This is a genomic window from Bacillus sp. JJ1503 (assembly GCF_036965125.1).
In the GTDB taxonomy this organism is placed as follows: Bacteria; Bacillota; Bacilli; order Bacillales; family Cytobacillaceae; genus Cytobacillus.
The window spans coordinates 10248-17490 of the sequence record NZ_JBALOZ010000293.1; the positions used below are offsets into that span (position 1 = coordinate 10248).

The 7243-nt window shown below is 36.8% G+C and carries 4 protein-coding genes and 1 pseudogene; 4 read left to right on the forward strand and 1 reads right to left on the reverse strand.

Annotated features, from left to right (window positions below):
- Positions 1-130 precede the first annotated feature (130 nt).
- Positions 131-1171 carry an acyltransferase family protein gene (locus V7149_RS20465; RefSeq protein ID WP_335347440.1) on the reverse strand — a complete coding sequence of 347 codons (1041 nt, stop codon included), beginning with the start codon at positions 1169-1171 and terminating at the stop codon, positions 131-133.
- Between the two features lie 353 nt (positions 1172-1524).
- On the opposite strand from V7149_RS20465, the gene V7149_RS20470 reads away from it, so the two are divergent.
- The 4 genes and pseudogenes from V7149_RS20470 (at position 1525) to V7149_RS26625 (ending at position 6903) form a co-directional block, all read left to right on the forward strand.
- Positions 1525-2538 carry a 2-oxoacid:acceptor oxidoreductase family protein gene (locus V7149_RS20470; protein WP_335347441.1) on the forward strand — a complete coding sequence of 338 codons (1014 nt, stop codon included), beginning with the start codon at positions 1525-1527 and terminating at the stop codon, positions 2536-2538.
- Positions 2538-4832 carry a thiamine pyrophosphate-dependent enzyme gene (locus V7149_RS20475; RefSeq protein WP_335347442.1) on the forward strand — a complete coding sequence of 765 codons (2295 nt, stop codon included), beginning with the start codon at positions 2538-2540 and terminating at the stop codon, positions 4830-4832. The genes V7149_RS20470 and V7149_RS20475 overlap by 1 nt, the downstream gene beginning before the upstream one ends.
- 862 nt (positions 4833-5694) lie before the next feature.
- Positions 5695-5964 (forward strand): annotated as a pseudogene (locus V7149_RS26620) (HAMP domain-containing protein); the annotation flags it as partial.
- Positions 5965-6084: 120 nt separating this feature from the next.
- Positions 6085-6903, forward strand: a complete 819-nt coding sequence (locus tag V7149_RS26625) for a methyl-accepting chemotaxis protein (RefSeq protein WP_438823954.1) — start codon at positions 6085-6087, stop codon at positions 6901-6903.
- Positions 6904-7243: the final 340 nt, after the last annotated feature.

The window sequence follows — 7243 nt, forward strand, 5'->3', positions numbered from 1 at the left end:
GACCTACAGCTTAGGAGGCTGTCGCTCTATCCTACTGAGCTACTGGGACATTAGATTTTTATTATAAACTCCTGTTCTAATGCAGTCAATAATTTAGACTAAAAACGGACGCATAAGGGCGTCCGTTTTCTTAGTTTAAAAGCTTTTTCCGATAGTATTGCATAATAGTCGATAACCTAGCTTGCAGGTTTTTCAGTTTAGTTGTTTCTAATTCAATAAGAGGCTGGGCAAATGGTACGGTTATTTTACTGGATAATAGAAGAGTAAGCAGTAGAGAAACAACCGCTAAGAGCAGAAAGTTTTTTGGTTCGACAAAAAACTTTTGTACAGAACTCTCCCTAAAAATACGGATAAAAAATCCGTGCAGAAGATAAACATATAGTGTGTTTCTTCCTAATTTTGTAAAGGGATAATGCTGTTTTGGAACTAGAGAGAAAAAACTGAAGACCATAATCAAGCTTAATACATAAAACCCTAAACGTGTAAACAAAGCCCCAATGGATGCGGCCCCCATCTCTATATATGGCTTAGACCCAAGCAGCCATTCATGATTCAAACTTGGGAAAAAATAAAATCCAGTAAACACAATTACCAATACGCTTAAGGATACGATCTTGATTTTCGCAGATTGAAGCAAAGAAAAATGCTCTCTATTTAAATAATAGCCAATTAGAAAAAGTGGGAAGAACACAAAAGTTCTTGATAAGCTTAAATAGTTTGTAATCCAGTCAGCATATCCTACTATTAGCCCAATAATAAACGCTGCTGCGAGTGAATATAAAGCTTTATATTTAGTGAAAGCCCGCAGCATAATATTCCAAGAAAACAAACTGATTAAAAACCATAACGACCAATGTGGCTTGAGCGGATCAACCTGGAAAGATGATTCTTTATATAGAAAGAAATAAAAAACAGAATAGATGACTTGAAAAATGATATATGGAAGAATTAACTTTCTAGAAATTTTAGAAATATATCCTTTTTTATTAAAGCCTTTGGCAAAATACCCTGAGATAAGAATAAACGCAGGCATATGGAAGGTATAAATAACCTTATATAGAGTATAAATTGCCTCGTTGTCTTCAATAAAAGATTGAAGAAAATGCCCAAAAACGACCAAGGAAATTAAAATAAATTTTGCATTATCAAAGTAATACTCCCGTTTCTTCATATATCCTCCTCTTTTTAGACCCCCTAAAAAGATTCAAAATATATATACCCACACTATCATGTTTTAAAACTTGAATTACTAGTAAATGAGAGGAATAACTTCCGAATAATGGGAATTTATCGGAGGAAACTCTCTGTTATAATACATAAAAACATCTGTTATATAATTGTGATTCCATTTCCAATGCTGATAATAATGATTTTATTTAAAAAATCACAAACTGTTTTAGTCAATTTCGCTAGAATGTTTGACTTTTGTCACAGCGGTACTTTAAACATTCTAATACAATATCAAAAGGGGATCTTTCAAGTTTGTATAAACAAACGAAAAGGATGAATTTTGGGAGGGAGATTATGTCAATATTACCAAAGAAAAATGGGCTTGGTTTTTTTGAAATTAGATTAGAGTCAATTGGCGGGCTAGGAGCTAATCTAGCCGGAAAGATGCTTGCTGAAGCTGGAGTTTTAGGATTAGGTTTAAACGGTTCGAACTTTTCATCATATGGCTCTGAAAAGAAAGGATCACCAGTGAAAAGTTTTATACGTTATTGTGATCCTGATGTTGAAATTCGAGCGCATAGTCCGATTGAGCAGCCGCATGTTGTCGGGGTTTTTCATGAAGCATTATATAAAACGGTCGATGTTGTTAGCGGTTTGGAGCCTGATGGGATTCTATTAGTTAATTCCATCAGGGACTTTGATTCGATCAAGGCAGACTTGAAATTAGAAACAGGTACACTAGCCATTATCGATGCCTTACAAATTTCTGTCGATGAAAAGACAAAAGTCAATACAGCAATGCTGGGAGCATTATTCCGTATTTGTGATTTCCTTGATCCAGAGTCAATGAAGGACATCATTCGAAAAACATTTGAAAAAAAATACCCGCATCTTGTAGAGCCAAATATTCGAACATTCGAACGGGGATACAACGAAGTTCAATTCAAAACATATGAAACTCCAGAAGATGCCAAGGGAAAGGCATTCTCTCGTCCGCTTCCGTTACTAGGATATGAAACTCAAGAAATTGGAGGGATCATTACAGCCCAAGGAAATAGTATATTAAAAGACTTGAGCGGATCCAGACAAGGGTTCCTTCCAAAATATGATCAAGAGACATGTATTCACTGTGCTGCATGTGATACCGTCTGTCCTGATTATTGCTTTGTATGGGAAGAAGGAGAAGATAAGCGCGGCAGGAAGCAAATGTTCCTTAAAGGGATTGATTATCAATATTGCAAAGGCTGTCTGAAGTGTGTTGAGGCTTGTCCAACAACGGCATTAAGTGATTTGCGCGAAACGATTGGCTATGCTGAGGCAAACTGGGTAAAACATAAATTTCCTTACATTGCGGGAGGGATTTCATAATGGCAATGGTAGTAGAACAATCACTTAAAAAAAATACTGCAGAACAATTGGTAACCTTTGAAAGCGGAAATGAAATGGCGGCAATGGCTGCAGCTCAAATAAACTATCATATTATGGGATATTTCCCAATTACACCATCAACCGAGGTCGCACAGTATTTAGACCAAATGAAGGCAAGAGGAGAGCATAATATTAAGCTGATTCCAGCCGATGGAGAGCATGGTTCAGCAGGGATTTGTTACGGAGCTGCCGCAACAGGTGCAAGGGTTTTTAACGCAACAAGTGCGAATGGGCTTATGTATATGCTTGAGCAGCTTCCTGTTCAATCAGGAACCCGATTCCCAATGGTTATGAATTTAGTTACTCGTTCAGTAAGCGGCCCATTAGATATTAGAGGGGATCATTCAGATTTATACTTTGCCTTAAATACGGGGTGGGTAATATTAACGGCGAGAACACCACAGGCAGTATATGATATGAATATAATGGCTCTCAAAATTGCTGAGCATTCAAAGGTTCGTCTCCCTGTTATTGTTGCATATGACGGATTCTTTACATCACATCAAAAGAGAAAAGTAAATTATTTTAAAGATCGCCAAGTAGTTCAGCAATTTGTTGGTGAGTGCCCGACAGATTATCATTTCGCCCGAGATCCAAAAAGACCGGTAACGATTGGTGCCCATATGAATGGCGAAGATTTAATGAATAACCATTTTCAGCAATCTGAAGCGATGTATGCTGCAGGTGACATATTCAAGGAAGTTGCAATAGATTATGCTGCTATTTCCGGCCGTGAATACCCAGTATTAGAATTATACAAAATGGAAGATGCAGAGGTTGCATTATTCTTATTAAACTCTGCTGCTGAAACGGCGAAGGATACGGTGGACAGACTAAGAGAAAAAGGGATTAAAGCAGGTGTCATCAGCCCGAATATCATCCGTCCATTCCCTGCAAAAGAAATTCGGGAAGCACTAAAAAATATTAAAGCTCTGCTAATCGGTGAAAGAGCTGATTCCTATGGCGGCAATGGCCCGAATTTAACCCATGAAGTAAAGTCCGCATTACAGGATGATAAAAATAATAAAACCATTGTGTTAAGCCGTGTGTTTGGACTTGGCGGGAAAGATTTTTATGAAGATGATGCAGAGCATTTCTTCAACGAAGCAATTGAGGCGATGAATAATGGCTATGCAAAAAAATCCTTTGATTATTTTGGTCATGTTCCTGGAAATAAAGATCGGGGGCTTAAGCCAGTTATTACCCCTCAGCATGGGGATGTTTACAAATCAGGCTTAATACACGTTGAGAAGGATCCTGAAACAAATAAATTAAAGGTGAAAATTCCTCCGTTACGCTCATTAACATCGAAGCCAAAGCGAATAGCTTCAGGACACGGAGCTTGTCCAGGCTGTGGAATATTTACCGGATTAGAGTTGTTTTTTAAAGGGATTGAAGGAGATGTGGTTGTGCTGTTCCAAACTGGTTGTGCTTATGTGACAACAACCGCATATCCTTATTCTTCACATAAACAAACTATGATCCACAACCTATTCCAAAATGGACCTGCTACATTATCTGGTACAGTGGAAGCCTTTTTAGAGTTGAAGGAGCGCGGGGAAATCGAAATCTCAGATGATGCTACTTTTGTCATGATTACGGGTGATGGCGGAATGGATATTGGAATGGGGTCCGCAATTGGAACGGCACTGAGAAACCATAACCTTATTATGCTTGAGTATGATAATGAAGGGTATATGAATACAGGATCTCAAATGTCCTATTCTACCCCAAAAGGACATATGACAAGTACAAGCAATGTCGGACGTAAACAAAAGGGTAAAGCATTCCATCATAAGGATACAGCACAAATTATGGCTTCAACTAATATCCCTTACGTCTTTACCGGTGCAGAGGCATTCCCGCAGGATCTAATAAAGAAAGCTGCAAAGGCTCAATGGTATGCGCAAAATGTTGGTACGGTATATGGCAAAATCCTTATTACTTGTCCGTTGAACTGGAAGTCAGATGATCGCTATGGTGAAAAGATTATCGAAGCGGCTGTTAATACATGCTTCTTCCCTCTGTACGAGGTAGAAGAAGGGGTAACAACCATTACTTATAATCCTGAAGATAAGAAGAAAAGGGTTGGATTACCTGAATGGCTGAAATATATGGGCAAAACAAAGCATCTCTTAAAAGAAGAAAATCATGAAATGTTAATGGAATTGGAAGAAGAAATCGAAAAGCGCTGGCAACGTCTTCTAGCTAAACATGAAAATCCTTTATTATAAATAATTCTTTCATACACAAAGAGTTGAAGCGTCTCCCTAGTCGAATTTGCGGCTAAGAGACGCTTTTTTGTTTTAAATAGAAGAAATAACTTGAATGGTGCAAATTGGAGAATCTCCTTTATTTATCCTAAAGTGCCAACTTCCTCTTGAATGCCATATGAATTATATTATAATTAAATAGTACTAGTAATATTCTGATATTTTTTACATAACTTTTAGTACGATATTTTGACAACAACGTCTAAACAAGGGAGGATTACCTAAAATGAAAGGGGTAAAAAAGACTCGTTTTAAGAAAGTAAAAAAATCTAAAAATCATAAAAAGGATAAAAAATATAAGTTAAATAGAGTTATTACCAGGCTGTCAATCATACCTTTATGGAAAAGATTAAAGCTTGGGCAAAAATATGGAGTAGCTTTATTTGTAACTATTGGTTTGTTTACAATTTCTACGATTATCACATTCGGATTCCTGTCAATTGCGAATTCCAAAATGGAAATGGTTGAAGAATCGGGCGACAAAGCCATATTGTTTAATGAAGCTACGGCTATTTTTCATCAAAAAGGCAGTGCAATTGGAAATTATATAATTGATTCAAATCCGAAGCATTTAACATCCTTTGATCAACTATCGGAAGAATTTAATAAATTGAAGAAGGTACTAGAGCCTGCCATAACAACAAAAGAGTCGAAAGACCTATTTGCTGAAATCGCGGAAAATGATAAAGAGATAACAACGATATTTCATGATACGATTCAACCGAAAGTAAAGCTTCAGCATGTAAGAGAATACCGTCTTGGGAAGCTGCAAGCAGATACGATGATTACTGAAACAGTCGTTAATTTAGATATATTAAGTGAAATGTTGAAATCAGAGCAAAAGAAAGCGGTAAGCTCTGCAAAGTCCGCGTTAATCTTAACTTTAATCATACTCGGGATTTCTATCGTTATTTCTGCTGCCCTTGGTATCGTAAGTATTCTAGTTATAGGGAAAATTATTTCTAAAAAGCTTGGTCAAATCGTTCACCTTTCAAATGAAGTGGCGAGCGGAAATCTTAATGTAGAAGCGATAGATTATGATGGCAGTGATGAAATAGCAGAGTTAGGAAAAGCAACAAATTCAATGAAAGAAAAGCTTCAAGCTATGATACAGGAAATATCGGCTGTTTCAACTTATGTTACAGAAAAGAGCGGAGAACTGAACATTGCCGCAACTGAAGTAAAGGCAGCAAGCCAGCAAGGTGCTTCAACAATGCAGGAGCTGTCAGCAGGAGCTGAGGAACAAGCAAAATCTGCTAGTGGATTAGCTAGTATGATGGAAAGCTATATGGCAGAGGTTGAAAAAGCTGCTCAAAGCGGAACAGAGATTCAAAAAGCATCGAATGAAGTCTTACATTTGACTAAAACTGGAGATACCTTAATGGGAGATTCACAGAAGCAAATGTCCATGATTAATGAGATTATGAAAACATCTGTTGAACGGGTAAACGGATTAGATGAACAGACACAACAAATTACTAAACTAATTCAGGTTATACATGATATTGCAAATCAAACGAATTTGCTTGCGTTAAATGCAGCTATTGAAGCGGCACGTGCAGGTGAACATGGCAGGGGATTTGCAGTTGTGGCAGATGAAGTTCGAAAATTAGCAGAACAAGTTTCATTATCTGTTGCGGATATTACAAAAATTGTAAAAGGAATTCAAACGGAATCAAGTAATGTAGTATCATCCTTACAGACTGGATATTCTCAGGTTGAAAAAGGGACTGATCAAATCCGGCTAACGGGAGAAACGTTTGAAAAGATCTATCAGGCAGTTAATATGATGTCTAACAATGTGTTAGAAATATCTATGAATTTTGAAAGAGTTTCTGGTGCTACAACGAATATGAATCAATCCATTGAAAATATTGCTGAAGTATCCGTTCAATCAGCAGCAGGTATTGAACAAACGAGTGCTGTTATTACGCAAACCAATCATTCGATGGAAGAAATCTCAGAAAATGCTCAAAATTTATCAGAGCTTGCCGATCAATTAAATGTGATGATTTCAAAATTCAAGTTATAAAATTAATTTCATGGGATTCCCTGCTATACAGGGATCCCATTTTTCTTTGCCCTAGCCTGTATCATTAATTTTTGTTTTTTCAATTTTCAAATTAGTAAGAGGAACTTTCGCTAATTTTGTAGAACTATGTATATAGTTAAATCCCAATAGGAGGGAAGGTAGAAGTGAATTTGAACAAAAACAGCAACGATGTAAACGCGGAATTTTTAAAGGAAGTTCATATTACAGAGAGTGAAATAAGGCAATTAGAAATCAAATTAATAAAAAATGCAGATATATATATAAATATATATGAAGAAGCTGTAGAAGGGATTATTTTTTGGACGGGTAAGGGTCAGAT

What these genes read in the sequence shown, in the direction of transcription:
- V7149_RS20465 (WP_335347440.1), bottom strand. Translation starts at nt 1,171, where the DNA reads ATGAAGAAACGGGAGTATTACTTTGATAATGCAAAATTTATTTTAATT.
- V7149_RS20470 (WP_335347441.1), top strand. Translation starts at nt 1,525, where the DNA reads ATGTCAATATTACCAAAGAAAAATGGGCTTGGTTTTTTTGAAATTAGA.
- V7149_RS20475 (WP_335347442.1), top strand. Translation starts at nt 2,538, where the DNA reads ATGGCAATGGTAGTAGAACAATCACTTAAAAAAAATACTGCAGAACAA.
- V7149_RS26625 (WP_438823954.1), top strand. Translation starts at nt 6,085, where the DNA reads ATGCAGGAGCTGTCAGCAGGAGCTGAGGAACAAGCAAAATCTGCTAGT.